Source organism: Streptomyces sp. BE20 (assembly GCF_036322525.1).
GTDB lineage: Bacteria > Actinomycetota > Actinomycetes > Streptomycetales > Streptomycetaceae > Kitasatospora.
Genome location: NZ_JAQYWW010001223.1, coordinates 355,098 through 374,400 on the forward strand (window position 1 = coordinate 355,098; position 19,303 = coordinate 374,400).

Annotated in this window: 15 protein-coding genes and 1 pseudogene; 13 read left to right on the top strand and 3 right to left on the bottom strand. The window is 70.7% G+C overall.

Going from position 1 to position 19,303, the window contains the following annotated elements:
- Positions 1 to 61: 61 nt before the first annotated feature.
- From PUR61_RS43960 to PUR61_RS44010, 11 genes and pseudogenes are all read left to right on the top strand, one after another.
- The gene (locus PUR61_RS43960; RefSeq protein WP_329885562.1) at positions 62 to 847 is read left to right on the top strand and encodes a type III pantothenate kinase; all 786 of its coding nucleotides are present in this window, start codon (positions 62 to 64) and stop codon (positions 845 to 847) included.
- 134 nt (positions 848 to 981) lie between these two features.
- Positions 982 to 1,752, top strand: coding sequence for a hypothetical protein (locus PUR61_RS43965; protein WP_329885563.1), 771 nt, complete (start codon positions 982 to 984; stop codon positions 1,750 to 1,752).
- Between the two features lie 230 nt (positions 1,753 to 1,982).
- Positions 1,983 to 2,486 (top strand): hypothetical protein, encoded by a 504-nt coding sequence (locus tag PUR61_RS43970; RefSeq protein ID WP_329885564.1) that lies wholly within the window; start codon positions 1,983 to 1,985, stop codon positions 2,484 to 2,486.
- A gap of 186 nt (positions 2,487 to 2,672) precedes the next feature.
- Positions 2,673 to 4,196: pseudogene (gene lysX / locus PUR61_RS43975) on the top strand (bifunctional lysylphosphatidylglycerol synthetase/lysine--tRNA ligase LysX); the annotation flags it as partial.
- Between the two features lie 4 nt (positions 4,197 to 4,200).
- A complete protein-coding gene (locus tag PUR61_RS43980) occupies positions 4,201 to 4,323 on the top strand; it encodes a hypothetical protein (RefSeq protein WP_329885566.1) in 123 nt (40 codons plus the stop codon).
- A gap of 116 nt (positions 4,324 to 4,439) precedes the next feature.
- Positions 4,440 to 4,877, top strand: coding sequence for a BlaI/MecI/CopY family transcriptional regulator (locus PUR61_RS43985; protein ID WP_329885567.1), 438 nt, complete (start codon positions 4,440 to 4,442; stop codon positions 4,875 to 4,877).
- Between the two features lie 9 nt (positions 4,878 to 4,886).
- Positions 4,887 to 5,423 carry an amino-acid N-acetyltransferase gene (locus tag PUR61_RS43990; RefSeq protein ID WP_329885568.1) on the top strand — a complete coding sequence of 179 codons (537 nt, stop codon included), beginning with the start codon at positions 4,887 to 4,889 and terminating at the stop codon, positions 5,421 to 5,423.
- Between the two features lie 92 nt (positions 5,424 to 5,515).
- Positions 5,516 to 5,866: a histone-like nucleoid-structuring protein Lsr2 gene (locus tag PUR61_RS43995; RefSeq protein ID WP_329885569.1), complete on the top strand. Its 351-nt coding sequence runs from the start codon at positions 5,516 to 5,518 to the stop codon at positions 5,864 to 5,866.
- Between the two features lie 778 nt (positions 5,867 to 6,644).
- On the top strand, positions 6,645 to 9,164 hold the full coding sequence (locus PUR61_RS44000; protein ID WP_329885570.1) for an ATP-dependent Clp protease ATP-binding subunit: 2,520 nt from the start codon (positions 6,645 to 6,647) through the stop codon (positions 9,162 to 9,164).
- Between the two features lie 352 nt (positions 9,165 to 9,516).
- Positions 9,517 to 11,865 carry an immune inhibitor A domain-containing protein gene (locus PUR61_RS44005; RefSeq protein ID WP_329885571.1) on the top strand — a complete coding sequence of 783 codons (2,349 nt, stop codon included), beginning with the start codon at positions 9,517 to 9,519 and terminating at the stop codon, positions 11,863 to 11,865.
- Positions 11,866 to 12,271: 406 nt separating this feature from the next.
- Entirely contained in the window at positions 12,272 to 13,180 is a 909-nt protein-coding gene (locus tag PUR61_RS44010) for a M23 family metallopeptidase (RefSeq protein ID WP_329885572.1), read from the top strand.
- Positions 13,181 to 13,289: 109 nt separating this feature from the next.
- Here the strand turns inward: PUR61_RS44010 and PUR61_RS44015 are convergent, their stop codons facing one another.
- A complete protein-coding gene (locus tag PUR61_RS44015; RefSeq protein ID WP_329885573.1) occupies positions 13,290 to 13,916 on the bottom strand; it encodes a TetR/AcrR family transcriptional regulator in 627 nt (208 codons plus the stop codon).
- A gap of 287 nt (positions 13,917 to 14,203) precedes the next feature.
- Between PUR61_RS44015 and PUR61_RS44020 the strand changes: the two genes are divergently transcribed.
- The gene (locus PUR61_RS44020) at positions 14,204 to 15,814 is read left to right on the top strand and encodes an MDR family MFS transporter (RefSeq protein WP_329885574.1); all 1,611 of its coding nucleotides are present in this window, start codon (positions 14,204 to 14,206) and stop codon (positions 15,812 to 15,814) included.
- 207 nt (positions 15,815 to 16,021) lie between these two features.
- Here PUR61_RS44020 and PUR61_RS44025 read toward each other — a convergent pair whose 3' ends face one another.
- Positions 16,022 to 16,975, bottom strand: a complete 954-nt coding sequence (locus PUR61_RS44025) for an A/G-specific adenine glycosylase (protein WP_329885575.1) — start codon at positions 16,973 to 16,975, stop codon at positions 16,022 to 16,024.
- 182 nt (positions 16,976 to 17,157) lie between these two features.
- Between PUR61_RS44025 and PUR61_RS44030 the strand changes: the two genes are divergently transcribed.
- The gene (locus tag PUR61_RS44030; RefSeq protein ID WP_329885576.1) at positions 17,158 to 18,090 is read left to right on the top strand and encodes a hypothetical protein; all 933 of its coding nucleotides are present in this window, start codon (positions 17,158 to 17,160) and stop codon (positions 18,088 to 18,090) included.
- An 85-nt stretch (positions 18,091 to 18,175) separates the two neighbouring features.
- On the opposite strand, the gene disA is transcribed toward PUR61_RS44030, so the two are convergent.
- Positions 18,176 to 19,282, bottom strand: a complete 1,107-nt coding sequence (gene disA / locus PUR61_RS44035; RefSeq protein ID WP_051769323.1) for a DNA integrity scanning diadenylate cyclase DisA — start codon at positions 19,280 to 19,282, stop codon at positions 18,176 to 18,178.
- Positions 19,283 to 19,303: the final 21 nt, after the last annotated feature.

The following is a 19,303-nucleotide window of genomic DNA, read 5'->3' on the forward strand; positions in this document are numbered from 1 at the left end:
CTCAGGATCTGCTCGGCACCTGATCCGCCCGTCCGCTGACCCTCGACGAAGAAAGCACCCCATGCTGCTCACCATCGACGTCGGCAACACCCAGACCACCCTCGGCCTGTTCAACGGCGAGGAAGTGGTCGAGACCTGGCGGATCTCCACCGATCCGCGCCGCACGGCCGACGAGCTGGCGGTGCTGCTGCACGGCCTGATGGGCTCGCACACCGCGATCGCGGACGCGACGGTCGAGGGCCTGGCGATCTGCTCCTCCGTCCCCTCCGTGCTCCACGAGTTCCGCGAGGTGACGCGCCGGTACTACGGCGACGTCCCCGCGGTGATCGTGGAGCCGGGGGTGAAGACGGGGGTGCACGTCCTGATGGACAACCCCAAGGAGGTCGGCGCCGACCGGATCGTCAACGCGCTGGCCGCCAACCACCTCTACGGCGGCCCGTGCATCGTGGTCGACTTCGGCACCGCCACCACCTTCGACGCGGTCAACGCCCGCGGCGACTACGTCGGCGGCGCGATCGCCCCCGGCATCGAGATCTCCGTCGAGGCGCTCGGCAACCGCGGCGCGCTGCTGCGCAAGATCGAGCTGACCCGGCCGCGCAACGTCATCGGCAAGAACACCGTCGAGGGCATGCAGTCCGGCATCCTCTACGGCTTCGCCGGCCAGGTCGACGGCCTGGTCGACCGGATGGCGCGCGAGCTCTCCAAGGACCCGGACGACGTCCAGGTGATCGCCACCGGCGGCCTGGCCCCGCTCGTCCTCGGCGAGGCCGGCTCGATCGACGTCCACGAGCCCTGGCTCACCCTCATCGGCCTCCGGCTGGTCTTCGAACGCAACCGCCCGGCCTGACCCGGCGTCCGTGGGCTCCCCCGCCGGGGAGCCCACGGGCACCGCAGGCCGTTCCGGGGGCCGGCACGGGCCAAACGTGGGGGATCGGCGCGACGCTACCGACAAATCGGATATTCCTCACGTAGTGTCAACCCATGCCTACGCCACACGGATCGCGCGGCGGCATGGCCTTCAGCGCCGACGAAGTCCGCGTGCTGCGCCGCGCCCTCGCCCAAGCCCTGCACCCCTCCGTCCCCGTCCACCTCCAGGGCCACGACCGGTCGCCGTTCACCGGCGCGGGCGCCGAGCTGTGGACGGAGGACGTCCAGGACGCGCTGCGCCTGACCGAGGCGATCGACGAGGCGGTCCAGGAGGGCGGCCGACTGCGCGCCTTCCTCCTCGCCGATCTCGGCCGCTACCGGGCGGCCCTGCCCGGCAGTGCCGGCGGCTACCTGGAACGGCTGGAGGAGGCGGTGACCGACGGGTACCTTCCCGGACCGGAGGACCTCACCGCGCTCCGCGGGCTGACCCGCCAACCGTGCGGGCAGAACGAACGGTCCCGCCGCTCGCGGCTGGCCGGGCGCTGCCACGCGCTGGCGGAGGCCGCCGTCCGCGAACGGCTCGCCCTCACCACCGGCCAGCGCCACCTCGTCGCCGTACCGAGCCCCGCCGCACCCCCGAGCATTCTCCCCACCCCTGTTGGAGGACGGATCCCGATGAGCAGCACCGAGCCCGCCGCCGAGCAGCCCGCCGCCGACCGCAAGGGCCCCCAGCCGAGCCCCCAGGGCCAGCAGGCGCCCCGGCCGCACCGGCTGCCCACCCCGGCCGAGCTGTTCGGCCGCCGTCCCAAGCCCCCGGCCCACCCGGACCACGCCGCGCCTCCGCCCGCGCCGGAGGACCTGGAACTCGCGACCGGCACCGGCTGACCGCCCGCCGCCCGGACGCCGGGGGAGGCCGCTCAGGCGGCCTCCCCCGATCCATGTGTCGACAATGTCGCCGTTCCGTCAGGATCTCGCGGTCACGACTTCATCACCTTCACGAGACGCGCCGCCGGATCGATCCCGTCCTGTACGAATTGATGACCGATCACCCGGATTGACGAGGCCACGGGCGTCCATAGGGTCTCGGGGACACCCACGCCACCAAGAGGATCCCCGTGAACTCGACCCGCACGCGCCGAGCGCTCGGCGCGGCCGCGGCGACCGCGGCCGCCGCCCTCTCCGTCGGCACACTGGCCGCTCCGGCCCACGCCGCGGACCACGCACTCAGGATCAGGGTGGGGAGCCCCGTCCAGATCCCCGTCGAGCCCACCACCCCCCGGCCCCAGCTCGGCGACAACGTCGACCTGCGGATCGGCCGGACCGGCACCGGGCCGGTCCTGGGCACCAGGATCGCCCTGGACGTCTCGGGCCTCGACGGCGTCGCCACCCTCACCACCGGCGAGCGCTGCACCACCGCCGCCACGGTGATCACCTGCGACGTCGGCTACCTCGACAGCGACGACGCCCGGGCCACCGCCGTCACCGTCACCGCGGGCGGCGAACTCGCCGACACCGGCAGCCCCGCGGCCGTCCCGCCGGCCTGGGCCTCCGCCGCCGCACTGGCGCTCGGCACCGGGGCGGTGCTCGCCGCACGCCGGCCGGGCCGCCGACGGGCCTGAGCGACCCCGCCCGGTGCGGGGCGGACGGCACCCGCCGCCCGCCCCGCACCCCGGGACGCACCGCAGGCCGGGCGCCGGCCGGGACGGCCGCCGCGGGCCGCGGGCAATCCCGTGGCGGAGCACCGGCCCGGGGCTGGCTACCCTGGTGGGGTGAGCGATCAGAGCCCAATCCCCGCGACCGACGACCTTCCGGAGCAGATGCGCGTCCGGCGCGAGAAGCTGGACCGGCTCCGGGCCGCCGGCATCGACCCGTACCCGGTCGGTTTCCCCCGCACCAGCACCATCGCCGACCTCCGGGCCAAGCACCCGGACCTCGCCCCGGACACCGCGACCGGCGAGCGGGCCGGCATCACCGGCCGGGTGATCCTCTCCCGCACCGGCGGCAAGCTCTGCTTCGCCACCCTGCGCGACGGCTCCGGCGACCTCCAGGTGATGTTCTCCCTGGACAAGCTGGGCGAGGAGCGGCTGGCCGCGTGGAAGGCCGACATCGACCTCGGCGACCAGGTCGGCGTGGAGGGCGAGGTGATCACCTCCCGCCGCGGCGAGCTGTCGGTGATGGTGGACCGCTGGGAGCTCACCGCCAAGTGCCTGCGCCCGCTGCCGGACAAGCACAAGGGCCTGACCGACCCGGAGGCCCGGGTCCGCCAGCGGTACGTGGACCTGATCGTCAACCCCGAGGCCCGCGAGATCCTGCACCTGCGGTCCAAGGTGGTCCGCTCGATCCGCCGCACCTACGAGGAGCGCGGCTACATCGAGGTCGAGACCCCGATGCTGCAGCCGGTGCACGGCGGCGCCAACGCGCGGCCGTTCAAGACGCACATCAACGCGTACGACATCGACCTCTTCCTGCGGATCGCCCCCGAGCTGTACCTCAAGCGGCTCGTCGTCGGCGGCGCGGAGAAGGTCTTCGAGATCAACCGCAACTTCCGCAACGAGGGCGCCGACTCCACCCACAACCCCGAGTTCACCTCGCTGGAGTCGTACGAGGCCTACGGCGACTACGACACCCAGGCCGAGCTGATCCGGGCCACCATCGTCAACGCCGCCCGGGACGCCCTGGGCACCACGGTGATCAGGGGCCTCGACCCGCACGGCGTCGAGCACGAGATCGACCTGGCCGAGCCGTGGGAGGAGGTCGGCGTCTACCCCGGCATCTCGGCCCGGCTCGGCGCCGAGGTCACCCCGGAGACCGGCGTCGAGGAGCTCCGCAAGCTGGCCGCCGAGCACGGCATCCCCTTCGAGAAGGAGTGGGGCCACGGCCAGATCGTGCTGGAGATGGTCGAGCGCCTGCTGGAGGAGAACGCCGTCCGGCCGACCTTCATCAAGGACTACCCCACCGAGGTCTCCCCGCTGACCCGTCAGCACCGCTCGGTCCCCGGCGTGGCCGAGAAGTGGGACCTGGTGATCTTCGGCACCGAGATCGGCACCGCCTACTCCGAGCTGATCGACCCGGTCGAGCAGCGCGCCCGCCTCACCGCGCAGTCCCTGCTCGCGGCCGGCGGCGACGTCGAGGCGATGCAGATCGACGAGGACTTCCTGCGGGCCCTGGAGTACGCGATGCCGCCCACCGGCGGTCTCGGTCTCGGCGTGGACCGCCTGATCATGCTGCTCACCGGCAAGAACATCCGGGAGACGGTGCTCTTCCCGCTGGTGAAGCCGGAGCCCAAGGCGTCCGCCGCCACCGCGGCGGAGGAGACCGAGGAGGAGTGACCTGATGGACTACGTCAGCGCTATCGTCCCACCGCTGGTCATGGCGATCGGCTTCGGCTTCCTGGTGCGGGCCATCATCCGCAGCCAGGGCGGAGCCCGGAAGGCCAAGGAGGACGTGGTCGACTGACGCCCGTCGGCCACCACGGCACCCGCGCCGCCATTCCCGATTCCGGGAGTGGCGGCGCGCCGGTTTGGCGGCACTTCACAAGATTTGCCCCATTCACTCCCTATCCTGGCCGCACTATGGTCCGGCAACTCGGCGAACTTGAGAACGCCATCATGACCCGGGTGTGGCAGTGGAACCGACCGGTCACGGTTCGCGAGGTTCTCGTGGATCTGCGGTCCGAACGCGAAATCGCGTACACCACGGTGATGACCGTCCTGGACAAGCTCCACAGAAAGGGCTGGCTCCGCCGCGAGCGGGTAGGACGGGCCTATCGATATGAACCGGTCTCGTCCCGCGAGGCGTACACCGCGGCTCTCATGAACGACGCCTGGGCCACCGGTGACAATCCTGCCGCCGCGCTGGTGCACTTCTTCGGCCTGATGTCACCGGAGCAACGCGAGGCTCTCCGCGACGCGTTGCGGGTCGCCGCTCTGTTCCCGCCCGATCCGGCCGCCCAGGATTCCGCGGAGACCGGGCCCGATACCGGGGAGACCCCACCGGGGCCGGCACGATAGCGTCCCGCCATGGAGGTCACCATCCGCCGGGCGCGGACCACGGACGTGCGGGCAGTGCGCGGGCTCATCGATGCCTACTCGCGCGACGGCATTCTGCTCGACAAGCCCACCGTCACCCTGTTCGAATCCGTCCAGGAGTTCTGGGTCGCCGAACGCGACGACACCGGAGCCGTGGTGGCGTGCGGCGCCCTGCACGTGATGTGGGAGGACCTCGCCGAGGTCCGCACGCTCGCGGTCGATCCGTCCTGCCGGGGCCACGGCGTCGGGCACCTCCTGCTGGAGAAGCTGCTGCAGACCGCCCGCTGGCTCGGCGTCCGTCGGATTTTCTGCCTGACGTTCGAGGTTCCGTTCTTCGCGAAACACGGTTTCGTCGAGATCGGCGAGCTCCAGGAAACCGATGATGGTACGACAGACCCGGCGGCCATCGCTACGGATGTCTATGAAGAACTTCTCCGCTCGTACGATGAAGGTGTCGCGGAGTTCCTCGACCTGGAGCGGGTGAAGCCCAACACGCTGGGCAACTCGCGCATGCTGCTGCACCTGTGAGCCGCTCCCGGACGGGGCAGGGGTTTGTGTTTTCCGGAGAAAGGCGCTTTCCTTTCCTTAGGCAATGGGTCGTTTAGCGGAAAGGGAAGCCCGTGGCACAGAGGGTGCAGGTCATTCTTGAAGACGATCTCGACGGCGGGTCGGCGGACGAAACGGTCACGTTCGCGCTCGACGGTGTTGCCTACGAGATCGACCTGAAGAGCGCCAACGCGGACAAGCTCCGCGATCTGCTGGCGCCGTACGTCGAGAAGGGTCGCAAGCAGAGCGGACGGCTGGCCGCAGCCCGCCGTCCGGGCCGCGGTTCGGCCCCCCGCCCGTCCGGCAGCGTCCCGGACACCGCGAAGATCCGCGCGTGGGCCAAGGAGCAGGGTCTGGACGTCAACGACCGCGGCCGCGTGCCGAGCAACGTGCGCGAGGCCTACGAGAAGGCCAACGCGGCCTGATCCGGGCGTCGCCCGGCCGCCCGGACGGGTGCGGGGTCCCGGAGGTCGCGTGAAGCGTCCATGGCACACGCGCGGGGCGCGGAGGACATTCCTCCGCGCCCCGCGGCGCACACCCGGACGGTGACCGGTCCGCCGGCACGCCCGTCGGCGGGCGCGGGGACGGCGGTGTGAACGGTGGGGCGGGCTGCCCGTTCGGGCAGCGGCCCGGGCAGCGGCCCGGACGCCGGTCCCCGGGCCGACGCGGTCCGCGGTCGCGACGGTGACCACGGCCGTGACCGGGCGACGGGACGGGCGGCGGAACAATCACGGCCTGTGCAACGCTGTAGGGGCGAAAGCGGTCACGCGGACACCACCGGTATGGCGTACCGGACCCGACGGCCGAGGCCGAACCGCCGTCACCACCGGGCGACTTCTCGCCAGGCGAACACCGCCACCCCGGAAACTGCGCGAGAACCGCCCCGATACCGGGTATGAATGCAGGTGGACGGGGTCAGTCACCCCGCCCGGGGCAGTACGCGTGACCGGTCGGACGCTTGTCGGCTGCGCTGCGGCAGAGGTTGTTCGCCGATGGCGTAGCGGCATCCGGTGCATCCGGCCCACCTGTGGGAACACCGTCTCCCAACATGAGGTTGGGATTGGTGTCGGCTGGTCGCGCAGCATGTCTCTCCCCTACCAGGGAGTGAATCCGTGGGCCGCGCCGCTGAGCGGGACTAGCATGCGGAAGGACAGGGCGGGGACGGACCCCGAACTGCCCGACCGCTCTGAGGAGCGATAAACGATGTTCGAGAGGTTCACCGACCGCGCGCGGCGGGTTGTCGTCCTGGCTCAGGAAGAAGCCCGGATGCTCAACCACAACTACATCGGCACCGAGCACATCCTCCTGGGTCTGATCCACGAGGGTGAGGGTGTCGCCGCTAAGGCCCTGGAGAGCCTCGGGATTTCTCTTGAGGCTGTTCGCCAGCAGGTCGAGGAGATCATCGGCCAGGGCCAGCAGGCCCCGTCCGGTCACATTCCCTTCACCCCCCGGGCGAAGAAGGTCCTGGAGCTGTCGCTCCGCGAGGCCCTGCAGCTCGGCCACAACTACATCGGCACCGAGCACATCCTGCTCGGCCTGATCCGCGAGGGCGAGGGCGTCGCCGCCCAGGTCCTGGTGAAGCTCGGAGCCGACCTCAACCGGGTGCGCCAGCAGGTCATCCAGCTGCTCTCCGGGTACCAGACCGGCGGTGGCAAGGAGTCGGCGACGGCCGGCGGGCCCGCCGAGGGCACCCCGTCGACCTCGCTGGTCCTGGACCAGTTCGGCCGCAACCTCACCCAGGCCGCCCGCGAGGCCAAGCTCGACCCGGTCATCGGGCGCGAGAAGGAGATCGAGCGGGTCATGCAGGTGCTGTCCCGCCGCACCAAGAACAACCCGGTCCTGATCGGTGAGCCCGGCGTCGGCAAGACCGCCGTCGTCGAGGGCCTGGCCCAGGCGATCGTCAAGGGCGAGGTCCCGGAGACGCTCAAGGACAAGCAGCTCTACACGCTGGACCTCGGCGCCCTGGTCGCCGGCTCCCGCTACCGCGGTGACTTCGAGGAGCGCCTGAAGAAGGTCCTCAAGGAGATCCGCACCCGCGGGGACATCATCCTGTTCATCGACGAGCTGCACACCCTGGTCGGCGCGGGCGCCGCCGAGGGCGCCATCGACGCCGCCTCGATCCTGAAGCCGATGCTGGCCCGCGGTGAGCTGCAGACCATCGGTGCGACCACGCTCGACGAGTACCGCAAGCACCTGGAGAAGGACGCCGCGCTGGAGCGCCGCTTCCAGCCGATCCAGGTCGCCGAGCCGTCGCTGCCGCACACCATCGAGATCCTCAAGGGTCTGCGCGACCGCTACGAGGCCCACCACCGGGTCTCCATCACGGACGCCGCCCTGGTCGCCGCCGCCACCCTGGCCGACCGGTACATCTCGGACCGCTTCCTGCCGGACAAGGCCATCGACCTGATCGACGAGGCCGGCTCCCGGATGCGCATCCGCCGGATGACCGCGCCGCCGGACCTCCGCGAGTTCGACGAGAAGATCGCCGACGTGCGCCGCGAGAAGGAGAGCGCGATCGACGCGCAGGACTTCGAGAAGGCCGCGTCCCTGCGCGACGACGAGAAGCAGCTCCTCCAGGCCAAGGCCAAGCGCGAGAAGGAGTGGAAGGCCGGCGACATGGACGTCGTCGCGGAGGTCGACGAGGAACTCATCGCCGAGGTCCTGGCCACCGCCACCGGCATCCCGGTCTTCAAGCTGACGGAGGAGGAGTCCTCCCGGCTGCTGCGCATGGAGGACGAGCTGCACAAGCGCGTCATCGGCCAGAAGGACGCCATCAAGGCGCTCTCCCAGGCCATCCGGCGCACCCGTGCGGGCCTCAAGGACCCGAAGCGCCCCGGCGGCTCGTTCATCTTCGCCGGCCCGTCCGGCGTCGGTAAGACCGAGCTGTCCAAGACGCTCGCCGAGTTCCTCTTCGGTGACGAGGACGCGCTGATCTCCCTCGACATGTCCGAGTTCTCGGAGAAGCACACCGTCTCCCGGCTCTTCGGTTCGCCCCCCGGCTACGTGGGCTACGAGGAGGGCGGCCAGCTGACCGAGAAGGTGCGCCGCAAGCCGTTCTCCGTCGTCCTCTTCGACGAGGTGGAGAAGGCCCACCCGGACATCTTCAACTCGCTGCTGCAGATCCTGGAGGACGGTCGTCTGACCGACTCCCAGGGCCGCGTGGTCGACTTCAAGAACACCGTCATCATCATGACGACGAACCTCGGCACCCGGGACATCTCGAAGGGCTTCAACCTGGGCTTCGCGGCCGCGGGTGACGCCCAGACCGGGTACGACCGGATGAAGGCCAAGGTCGGCGAGGAACTCAAGCAGCACTTCCGCCCCGAGTTCCTGAACCGTGTCGACGACATCGTCGTCTTCCACCAGCTGACCGAGGAAGACATCATCCAGATCGTCGACCTGATGGTCGACAAGGTGGACTCGCGGCTCAAGGACAAGGACATGGGCCTGGAGCTCAGCGTCGAGGCCAAGAGGCTGCTGGCCAAGCGCGGCTACGACCCGATCCTGGGTGCCCGTCCGCTGCGCCGGACCATCCAGCGCGAGATCGAGGACCACCTCTCCGAGAAGATCCTCTTCGGCGAGCTGCGGGCCGGCCACATCGTGGTCGTCGGTGTCGAGGGCGAGGGCAAGGAAGCGAAGTTCACCTTCCGCGGAGAGGAGAAGTCCGCGGTCGCGGACACTCCGGCCGCCGTCGCCTCGTCGGGCCCCGACCTGACGAAGTAGAAACAGTTAACAGATAACAGCAAACGGTTTGGGCCCCCGGCGTTCGCGCCGGGGGCCCGAGCCGTTTTTCATGTCCTCGTCGAAGCTGTGATCCGGCCCACGAAGTCCCAGGCGGGGGGCCTGACCGGGCGCCGGTGCGAGTGCGATCGATCATGCAGTCATCTTTAATGCCAATGTTCTTGACGGAGCGTCAGCTGATACGAAGTCGCGGAGCATAGCGCTGTAGCCATGTCACGGTCAAGGTCTATCTTTTCCGTCCACGCTTGGATCAAATGACCTCCACCTGTCTTTCATTGGTTTACCGGAAGGCCAAGAGCCGGACCGGTTTGGGGAGGACGTCACAACGTTGAAGATGACCAGGAAAGCCGCTGCAGTCGCCTCGGCCGCGGCAGTCATAGCCGCGCTCGGCGCGGGACTGCTCCCGAGCACGGCCGTTGCCGCCGGCTCCGCCCCCGTGCCGAAGGACCCGGCCGAGGCTGTTCAGAGCACTGAACACAACTTCCCGGGCCCGCTGACCGAGAAGGTCGAGGCCGAGCAGAAGGCCGCCACCGAGCAGCTGCTCGCCGGCACCGCCAAGATCGAGCAGCACGGCGGGGGCACCAGCATCAAGCTGGGCAAGGACAAGTACGTCGAGCTCTCCCGCGAGCGCACGGACAAGATCTTCACCATTCTGGTCGAGTTCAGCGACCAGGTGGACAACACCACCACGACGCCGGACGGCAAGCTGAAGTACGGCGGCACCCCCGGCCCGCAGCGCAACCAGATCCAGAAGCCGGACCCCGCCACCAACAACTCGACCGCGTGGCAGGCCGACTACAACCAGCAGCACTTCCAGGACCTGTACTTCAGCAAGACCCAGGACTCGCTGAAGACGTACTACGAGAAGCAGTCCTCGGGCCGCTACTCGGTCGACGGCCAGGTCACCGACTGGGTGAAGGTGCCGTGGAACGAGGCCCGTTACGGCTCGGACTACTGCGGCCAGCACGTCTGCAACAACGCGCAGGACCTGATCCGCGACGGCATCACCTCCTGGGTCGCCGACCAGAAGGCCAAGGGCCAGACGGACGCTCAGATCAAGGCGACCATCGCGCAGTACGACCAGTGGGACCGGTACGACTTCGACCACGACGGCAACTTCAACGAGCCCGACGGTTACATCGACCACTTCCAGATCGTGCACGCCGGTGAGGACCAGTCGGCGGGCGGCGGCAAGCAGGGCACCGACGCGCTCTGGGCCCACCGCTCGTACGTCTACGGCACCCAGGCGGGCTCCACCGGCCCGAGCGACAACAAGCTCGGCGGTACCCCGGTCGGCAGCACCGGCATCTGGATCGGCGACTACACCATGCAGCCCGAGAACGGCGGCCTCGGTGTCTTCGCCCACGAGTACGGCCACGACCTCGGTCTGCCCGACCTGTACGACACCTCGGGCAGCGGGATCGACAACTCGGTCGGCTTCTGGTCGCTGATGTCCTCCGGTTCCTGGCTGGGCGAGGGCAAGGACTCGATCGGCGACAAGCCGAACGACCTCGACGCCTGGAGCAAGCTGAAGCTCGGCTGGCTGAAGTTCGAGAAGGCCAAGGCCGGCACCGAGTCGACCCACCACATCGGCCCGGCGGAGTACAACTCCAACCTGCCGCAGGCGCTCGTCGTCGAACTGCCGAAGAAGACCGTCACCACCGAGATCAACACCCCGTTCGCGGGTGCCAACGAGTGGTGGAGCGGCAGCGCGGACGACCTCAACGTCTCGCTGACCCGTGACGTCGACCTCACCGGCAAGACCTCGGCCACGCTGACGGCCAAGGCCTGGTACGACATCGAGCAGGACTTCGACTACGGCTACGCCGAGGTCTCCACCGACGGTGGTGCCAACTGGGCGGCCCTGGACGGCACCTTCAACGGTGTCGCCATCCCGAAGAACCCGGCCGAGAAGGCCGGTCTGACGGGCACCTCCGGTGGCAAGTGGGGCGACCTCTCCTTCCCGCTGAACGCCTACGCCGGCAAGGCCGTCAAGGTCCGCTTCCACTACACCACCGACGGTGGCCTGCACCTCAAGGGCCTTGCCCTGGACGAGATCGCGGTCACCGCCGACGGCGCCACCGTCTTCACCGACGGTGCCGAGAACGGTGACAACGGCTGGGCCGCGAAGGGCTTCTCCCGCATCAGCGGCAAGTTCTCGAACGAGTACGCCCAGTACTACATCGCCGAGAACCGCCAGTACGTCTCGTACGACAAGACCCTGAAGACCGGCCCGTACAACTTCGGCTTCGCCAACAGCAAGCCGAACTGGGTCGAGCACTACGCCTACCAGCCCGGTCTGCTGCTCTGGTACTGGGACGAGTCGCAGAGCGACAACAACGTCACCAACCACCCGGGCGAGGGCCTGATCCTCCCGATCGACTCGCACCCGACCCCGCTCAAGTGGTCGGACGGCACCCTGCAGCGCCCGCGCGTCCAGGGCTACGACTCGACCTTCGGCTCGCGCCGCGTGGACGGTCTGACCCTGCACAAGGCCGGCGTCCCGACGGTCTACCCGAAGGCCAAGGGTGTCGACGAGTTCTCCGACCTGAAGTCCTACTGGTCGGAGGAGAACAAGTACAGCAGCGTCAAGGTCCCGAAGACCGGTACCAGCATCGAGGTCGAGAACGAGTCCTCGAACTACCTGGAGACCTGGATCCGCGTTCGCCCGGTCGACAACTGATCCACCGAGCAGTGGTGATCAGCCTGTGACCAGGCGCCGTTGAACCATCCGTCCGGCCCGTCCCCGCACCTGCGGGGGCGGGCCGGATTCGTTGGTTTCGACCCGATTCGCCCTGCTTCAAACTCGGCCCGCGGGTGGTGCTGGTCACAGCACCACCGGCCGGTACGAGCGGGAGTAGTAGGACGGCCGGACGGACGGCCGAGCACGTGGGGCCATGAACAGACCATCCGATCTCATGATCGTTACTCCGTCGGTTTGAATCTCCGGCGCAACACTGACTACACGCCGTAGTACGTCACACCGTTTGGGACTCCGCTCGGTGACGGTTACACCTGAGTGGTCCCTGCTCAGCCCGCCCGACCGGGCTCAGCGTGCTGCCCCCGTACGTCCGTGAGGTTGAGCTCCGATGCCCCCTGTCCCGCCCCTGGGGCCGGCCCTTCGCCGGCTCGCCGCCGCCTCGCCGCTGCGAAACGACCGGAACCACGTCACCGTCGCCCCGCTGCTGCGGACCGACCGCAACCGGGCCACCAGTGCCGCCGCCGCCAGCGCGGTCATACTGGCCGGCGCCCTGCTGGTCGCATCCCCCGGCAACGCCTCGGCGCAGACGGTCACCCCCACCACCCCCGGCAGCTCGGCCTTCACCGTCCCGCAGGGGGCGGCGCAGACCCCGGCCCTGGTCCAGGTGGCCGGTCCCAGCGAGTACAAGCTGTCGCACGACCACGACTCGGCCCAGGAGCTCGTGGCCGTGGCGGTGAACCTGCTGGCCCCCGAGCCGGCCGCCCCGGCGCCGTCGGCCGACCAGGCACCGGCCGCCGACCAGGCACCGGTCGAGCCCGCCCCCGAGCCCGCTCCCGCACCGGCCCCCGAGCCCGAGCCTGCGCCGGCTCCCGCCCCCGCCCCCGCCCCGGAGTGGTCCGCCCCCGTCCCGGGCGCCCCGACCAGCAACCCGTACGGCGTGCGCAACCCCGAGTACGCGGCCGGCTACCACACCGGGGTCGACTTCGCGGTCCCCCCGGGCACCCCGCTGCTCGCGGTCGGCAAGGCCACCGTCGTGTCGGCCGGCTGGGACGGCGCCTACGGCAAGGAGGTCGTGCTGCGGCTGGCGGACGGCCGGTACGCCCAGTACGCGCACATGTCGGCCGTCTCGGTGTCGGCGGGCGACCGGGTCTCGGCCGGTGAACAGATCGGCCGCTCCGGGAACACCGGCAACTCGACCGGGCCGCACCTGCACTTCGAGATCCGTTCCAGCAACCGCTACGGCGCCGTGGTCAACCCGATCGCCTACCTCGCGGGGCACGGGGTCACCGGGTTCTGAGCCCGTTCCGGCCCGCGGCCCCACTGCGCCCCACGGCGCCGCCCGGGCCCGGTCTCCGCACCACTGCGGCGTCGGCCCGGCACCGCTCCGGTGCCGGGCCGACGGTCGTTCAGTTCCCCGGCGCGGCGTGGCCGATCGTCCGGCCGATCTCCAGCGCGACGTACTGCGCGGCCGCCATCGCCTCCTCCGGGGTGGGCTCCCCGATGGTGGCCTCACCGGCCGCCGTCCGCTCCTCGGGCCGCTTGTCCTGGTGGAGCAGGAAGAGCGCCGAGTTGATGGTGAACAGCGACATCATCGCGCGCAGCCGGTCCTCGAAGCTCGCCCCCGGACCGTGCACCAGCCGGATTAGCGCGATCATCCGCTCCCTGAACTCCCGACCGGCCGGCAGGTCCCGCAGCGCGGGCTGGTTCTCCTGGAAGAAGCGGAGCAGCGGCGCCCGCTCGGACATCCCGGCCGCGAACCGGCGGATGAGCTCGTCCCGCACCTCCGGCGACCACTCCTGCTCGCGACCCCAGGCGATGAGCTCGTCGATCGGCACGGCCGTGGCGGCCACGATGCCGTGGACGATGTCCTCCTTGGTCTTGAAGTGGTAGTAGAGGGCGGCCTTGGTGACACCGAGCCGGTCGGCGATCTCCCGCAGCGAGGTGCGTTCGTAGCCGTGCTCGGAGAAGAGCTCCAGGGCGACCGCGACGATGCGGGCCCGGGTGTCGCTACGGGGGCTGTACGTCGTGCCCATGGCCTGCCTCTGACTGCGTCGATGTCCGGTGCTGACGACCTGCGGCGGCCGCGGCGTTGCCGACGGGCGCCGCGTTCGGCGCCCCGTTCCGGACTCATTCTCCCTGCCCGGGCAGTTCACGGAAAAACTGGCTTGACGACCGGCTAGTACACAACCTACCGTGCCGTCGATCCGTAAACTAGCCGGGCGTCAAGTAAGTAGACGCCGAGGAGCCGGGCCGGTCGTCCGACGCGCCGGGCTCCCGTCAGCCACGCCCCGCCCCACCCAGTCCGGGAGACCGCACCCCCATGTCACAACCCAAGGCCGACACCCCGTCACCGGAACAGAAACCGGCCGAGGACGAACAGCCCCGTTCCCCCCGCGAGATCCGCCTGGTCATGATCGGCCTGGTGGTCACCATGCTGCTCGCCATGCTCGACGGCCTGATCGTCGGAACCGCGATGCCGACCATCGTCGGTGAGCTCGGCGGCGCCGAGCACCTCTCGTGGGTGGTCACCTCGTACACCCTGGCCACCGCCGCCTCCACCCCGATCTGGGGCAAGCTCGGCGACCTCTACGGCCGCAAGGGCACCTTCCTCATCTCGATCGTGATCTTCCTGGCGGGCTCGGCGCTCTCCGGCCTCTCCCAGGACATGACCGAGCTGATCGGATTCCGCGCGCTCCAGGGCCTCGGCGCCGGCGGTCTGATGGTCGGCGTGATGTCGATCATGGGCGCGCTCGTCCCGCCCCGTGACCGTGGCAAGTACCAGGGCATGTTCGCCGCGGTGATGGCCCTCGCCACCATCGGCGGTCCGCTGGTCGGCGGCTTCATCACGGACCACCTGAACTGGCGCTGGACCTTCTACATCAACCTGCCGCTCGGCGCGGTCGCCCTCGCCGTCGTCGTGGTGACGCTGAAGCTGCCGAAGGTCCGCAGCAAGGCCAGGATCGACTACCTCGGTGCGCTGCTGCTCACCACCGGCATCACCGCACTGACCCTGATCACCACCTGGGGCGGCCAGGAGTACACCTGGGGCTCGAAGGAGATCCTCGGCCTGGCCGCGCTGGCGGCGGCCACGCTGATCGGCTTCTGCTACGTCGAGCAGCGGGTCGAGGAGCCGATGCTGCCGCTCTCGCTGTTCAAGAACCTGAACTTCACGCTGGTCTCGGTGATCGGCTTCGTGGTCGGCTTCGTGATGTTCGGCGCGACGGTCTTCCTGCCGCTCTACCAGCAGACCGTCCAGGGAGCCTCGGCCACCAACTCCGGCCTGCTGCTGATGCCGATGATGTTCGGCATGCTGGTGGTCTCGCTGGTCGTCGGCCAGGCCGTCACCAAGACCGGCAAGTACCGGATCTACCCGATCATCGGCACGATCGTGATGACCGTCGGCATGGTGCTGCTCTCCACCCTCTCCACCGACACCTCGAACTTCGCCTCCGCCTGCTGGATGGTCGTGCTCGGGGCCGGCATGGGCTTCCTGATGCAGATCACCATGCTGGTCGCGCAGAACAGTGTCGAGCTCAAGGACATGGGTGTGGCCAGCTCCACCGCCACGCTGTTCCGCACCATCGGCGGCTCGTTCGGTGTGGCGCTGTTCGGCGCGCTGTTCAACAGCCGGGTCACCGAGACCATGACGGAGCGGCTCGGTTCGGCGGCCGGTGCCGGCGGCTCGCAGGGCGACCCGTCGCAGCTCAGCCCGGCCGCGCTCCGGGCCCTGCCCGAGCCGGTGCAGGACGCCTACCACCACGCGGTGGCCAACGGCATGCACACCGTCTTCCTTTGGGGGGCGGGTGTCGCGGTGATCGCGGTCGCCGCCGCGGTCTTCATGCGCGAGGTGCCGCTGCGCGGCGCCGGCGGACCGCCGGCCGAGGACGCCACGGCCGCCAAGGGGTCCGACGCCGCGGCCGTCGCGATCTGACGCCCGGCCGCCGGAGGCCCCCGTTCCACGGAGCGGGGGCCTCCGGCCTGTCCGGGCCGGGCCGGCGCCACCTCGCCACGGGGCTTCGGGGGGCTCCGGGGCTGCGGGTTTTAGGGGCTCAGGGAGCTCAGGGGCCACAGGTCGGCGGGGTTGCCGGCGTGAGCCGCCGGGCGGGGGACCGCCCGTCGGACCTCCGGTCGGCTCGGGCTACCGGGGAAGCCGGTAGACGCCCTGCTCGACCGGCTCGACCAGGCCGTCGGCGACCAGCCCGTCCAGGGCGCGGGCCCGCTGCACCGCGTCCGGCCAGACGGCGTCCAGCAGGGCCTGCGGCACCGTGTCGTGGGCGTCCCGCAGCACCGCGAGCAGCTTGCCGCGCACCTGCCGATCGGTCCCCTCGTACGTCTGGCCCCGCCGGGCCGGGCCCTCGTAGGGCGGGCACCCAGCCCGTTGCCAGGCACAGACGGTGAACAGCGGGCAGTCGCCGCACTCCGGGCCGCGGGCCGTGCAGACCAGGGCGCCCAGCTCCATCACGCCGACCGCCCAGGTCGCGGCCGTCGCGGCGGCGTCGGGCAGCAGCGCCGTGGCGGTCCGCCGTTCGGCCGCCGTGGTGGCCTGCGCCGGGTACTCCACGCCGGTCACCGCCCGGGCGAACACCCGGCGGACGTTGGTGTCCAGCACCACGTGCCGCTGGCGGAAGGCGAACGAGGCCACCGCCGCCGCCGTGTACTCGCCGACCCCGGGCAGCGACAGGAGGGTCGCGTGGTCGTCCGGGACCTCACCGCCGTGCTCCGTGGTGATCGCCACCGCGGCCGCGTGCAGGCGCAGCGCGCGGCGCGGGTAGCCCAGCCGGCCCCAGAGCCGGACGGCCTCGCCGGGCGCCTCGGCGGCCAGGTCCGCCGGGGTCGGCCAGCGTTCCAGCCAGGTCTCCCAGACGGGCAGCACGCGCTTCACCGGGGTCTGCTGGAGCATGAACTCGCTGACCATCACGGCCCAGGGCGAGGCGTCCGGGGTCCGCCAGGGGAGGTCCCGGGCGTTGGCCTCGTACCAGTCGAGGACGGTCGTGTGCAGCACGGGGAGCGGCAGGGCGAGCTTCGGCCCCCCGGCGGCGGACGCGGGCGCGGGGATGACGGGGACGGCGGGGGTGACGGTGTTGGCAGCCATGGCCCCTCGATCCTCCCACGCCCGGGACGGCAACCGAAGTGGATCACGGGATTCCGGATCAGGCCGCAAAACCCCCCATTCAGCCTCCCCCGAACGGCGCAAATGGCGGATCATGTGAAGGAAGGGGTGAGTGTGCGGTGTTGGTGCGTCAGGGGGCACACACTGTCTCGTAGAGTTTGGGCGTGCCCTCTCTGCGTCAACCCGTAGGACCGCTGCCGGCCTCGATCTACTGGCGTCGGCGCATCGTCGTGCTCATCGCCGTCGTCGCGGTCGCCGCCCTCGTCATCTGGCTGATGTCCGATCAGGGCGGCGGTGACGACGGCTCGAAGGACAAGACCGCGCAGGCCGCGCCGACCCAGTCCCAGAGCCCTGCCCAGGCGATCACGCCGGGCGCCTCGCCCAGCGGACCGGCGAACAACTCGCGCCCCGGCAGCGGAAGCGGAGGCACCGCCACGGGTGGTGCGACCGGCGGCGGCGCGGTGGGCGGCGGAGGCGGCGGCGACGCCAGCCTCAGCACCGGCGGCACGACCGGCGGCGCGCCCAACCCCGCACCCGCCACCGGCGGTGCGGCGACGGGCGGCGGCGCGACGGGCGGCGGCGCGGCCGGAGGAACCGGCGGCAGCGGCGGGACCGGCGGAGCCGCGGGCGGCACCGGCGGCGGCAACGGCGGCCCTCCCCCGGTGAACACCCCCGAGGTCATGGCGCTGCCGGTCTGCGCCTCCTCGCAGGTGACGCTCGGCCTGTCCAGCGCCCAGAACTCCTACCAGCCCAAGGACAAGCCGCGGCTGGCGCTCACCGTCACCAACTCCTCGGGCACCAACTGCCGGGTGGACCTCGGCCGGACCGCCTCAGCGATCACCGTCACCGCCAGCAACGGCGAGCGCATCTGGTCCTCCGGCGACTGCCCCGCCGACCGCAACAGCAACTGGGTGCAGCTCCCGGCCAACAACGGCCTGACCGAGACCTTCACCTGGGACCGCGGCCGCAGCAAGCCGCAGTGCGCCACCGCCGACCCGGCCCCCGCGCCGGCCGGCAACTACCTGGTCGTCGCCGACCTCACCGGCCTCTCCGGCGGCCAGGCCTCGGCCCGTTCCTCGATCCGCCTGGAGAACTGACCGGCGGTCACCCGCCCTGCGGACGACACGCAGGAGCCCCCGACCGCGGACGGTCGGGGGCTCCTGCGTGTCCGGACCGGACCGGTCAGACGTAGCGCTCCAGGATGGACGATTCGGCGAGCCGGGAGAGGCCCTCGCGGACCGAGCGGGCCCTGGTCTCGCCGACGCCCTCGACCGTCTGCAGATCGTCGATGCTGGCGGCCAGCAGCTTCTGCAGCCCGCCGAAGTGCTCCACCAGCCGCTCTATCACCGTGTTGGGCAGGCGCGGGATCTTGGCCAGCAGCCGGTAGCCGCGCGGCGAGACCGCCGAGTCCAGCGACTCCGGCGTGCCCGAGTAGCCGAGCGCCTTGGCGACCGTCTGCAGGTCCAGCAGCTCGGCGTGGGTCAGCGCCTCCAGGTCGGCCAGCACCTCGGTGACCGTCCGGCCCTTCTTGGCCGCACGCTCCGGGAAGTAGTCCCGGGCGACCAGCTCGCGCTCCGGCTCCACGCCCGCGATCAGCTCGTCCAGCTGGAGCGAGAGCAGGCGGCCGTCGATGCCGAGCTCCAGCACGTAGCCCGCGATCTCGGTGGCGATCAGCCGGACCATCTCCAGCCGCTGGGCCACGGCGGTGACGTCCCGGACCGTCACCAGGTCCTCGATCTCCAGCGCGGAGAGCGTGCCGGCCACCTCGTCCAGGCGCAGCTTGTAGCGTTCCAGGGTGGCCAGCGCCTGGTTGGCGCGGGAGAGGACGGTGGTCGAGTCCTCCAGGACCCGCCGGGTGCCGTTGACGTACATGGCGATCAGCCGCATCGAGTGCGAGACGGCGACCACCGGGAAACCGGTCTGCCGGTTGACCCGCTCCGCGGTGCGGTGCCTGGTCCCGGTCTCGTCGGTCGGGATGGTGGAGTCCGGCATCAGGTGGACACCGGCCCGGACGATCTTGGTGATGTCCTTGTCGAGCACCACGGCACCGTCGAGCTTGCACAGCTCGCGCAGGCGCGTCGCGGTGAACTCGACGTCCAGCACGAAGCCGCCCGTACAGATCGGCTCGACGGTCTTGTCGAAACCGAGCACGATCAGACCGCCGGTGTTGGCCCGCAGCACCCGCTCCAGGCCGTCGCGCAGCGCCGTTCCGGGAGCGATGGCGGTGAGGGAGGCCCGTAGCAGGGCCTCCTCGCGGGAGGACTTGTCCGCCCGGTCGCTGGCTGCCACGTGACTCCTCCGGTCGCCCCG